3 protein-coding genes are annotated in these 1,513 nt (G+C 35.9%); all 3 read left to right on the top strand.

Annotation, left to right across the window (positions count from 1 at the left end; genetic code table 11):
- On the top strand, positions 1–122 hold a 122-nt coding region (locus tag QI30_RS20720; RefSeq protein WP_158621105.1), incomplete at its 5' end, for a transposase.
- Positions 123–914: 792 nt separating this feature from the next.
- A complete protein-coding gene (locus tag QI30_RS19620; protein ID WP_126992136.1) occupies positions 915–1,148 on the top strand; it encodes a hypothetical protein in 234 nt (77 codons plus the stop codon).
- Positions 1,149–1,182: 34 nt separating this feature from the next.
- Positions 1,183–1,419 carry a DUF2922 domain-containing protein gene (locus QI30_RS19625; RefSeq protein WP_126992137.1) on the top strand — a complete coding sequence of 79 codons (237 nt, stop codon included), beginning with the start codon at positions 1,183–1,185 and terminating at the stop codon, positions 1,417–1,419.
- Positions 1,420–1,513 lie beyond the last annotated feature (94 nt).

A 1,513-nucleotide genomic window follows, 5' to 3' on the forward strand; every position in this document is an offset into this window, starting at 1 on the left:
TTCTGAAGGCTAATTTAGGTTTCACTCGATTCTCCGTCCGAGGAAAATCGAAAGTAAAAAATGAAATTGGCCTCGCATTAATGGCGACAAACTTAAGAAAATACGCAATAAGGGAATGGTAATTCCCAATTTGCGCATAAAAATAGAGAAGGTGATGTCAAATTCGACATCACCTTCTCTATTAAAGACTGGAATTTTTACTTATGTCCCAGCCTCTTTTAACATGATTCATAAACACAATATGTACCTATAATGGCATACCATTAGTTTAACAACTTAATACATCAGTTCCAACATAACACCAAAGTATTATCGGTATAATGGAGGTCCCCTCAGATTTAAAACGGTAAAGAGTCTCCTTAACGTTCAATATTAATGATTTTATTTTTAGGTAAAATTTTCATAGAAAAGAAGCTAGGCAAAGAATTAAATTACTATGATCCTAACAACTCAGTTGATGCTAATAGAACAAGTTTTTATAAGGCCGGAAAATATTACGTAGGTGTCTATAAATTTGCCAGCATATCTGACATTTATACAATCATCACTGTAGGCACTAAAGCGAAAACTTCTGCTCATTACGATATAGTTTTTTATTAGAAAAAGCTTTAAATATTGTTATTCATTTTAGATTATTAAAAAGCTCAATCATATTTATATTGATGAGCTTTTTTTCATTTTCAAAAAATGAATAAATGACACCCCACCACCCCTTGTCACCACTTACTATACTTAAATAAATAAATGCATTGGAGGTGGAGTGGCATGAATGGATTCATTGTTTTAGCAGCAATGGCATGGGTGCTTGCGAAGACTGTAAATCACATTGATATTGCGCTTATTCACAAATAAATGAAAGCATTTACAGTTACTATTTTGGCATTGTATATTTTTGTCAAAAGGAGGTGATACTCATGGCAAACACAGCAGATTTAGACCGTCGCAGCTTTGCATTCCGTTACCTTTACTACGATCCGAAACTTGATAAAGAAGTAAAAAAAGGCTTCATGTTGCCTGAACTAAAAGATCAAGTAACACATGAGGATCTGTTTGAAATTGTGCAAGCTATTGCCAACTTAGTGGAATTCCCTGAGAACTCGCTTATTAGTGGTGAATTAACGGAATACACAAACTTATACATTCAATAATGAATGATCAATTTAGAGAAAGGAGGGACAGCTGATGGCATCTAAAACGACAAAAGCGTTGGTGATGAAATTCACTGAGACAGTTAATAACAAGGTTCGCCAAGTGAAATTAACGAACCCTCGTGCGGACATTACGGATGCTGAAGTTCAAGCATTCATGGAACTAATTGTGCGTCTAAAACCATTCTATGATTTAGGCCCAGCACCGCAAATTAAGAGTGCGCACATCATTGACCAAACGACAAGCAACATTGGCTTAACAATCGAATAATTTGAAAGCTAGGCTTGTCCTAGCTTTTTTTGCGAGAAAGGGGGGGAGCGGGATGGCAATGAAGAAAAGTCGGCTCAAGATCGTTTCACTGGCG

It is taken from the genome of Candidatus Kurthia intestinigallinarum (assembly GCF_003991225.1).
Classification (GTDB): Bacteria; Bacillota; Bacilli; order Bacillales_A; family Planococcaceae; genus Kurthia; species Kurthia populi.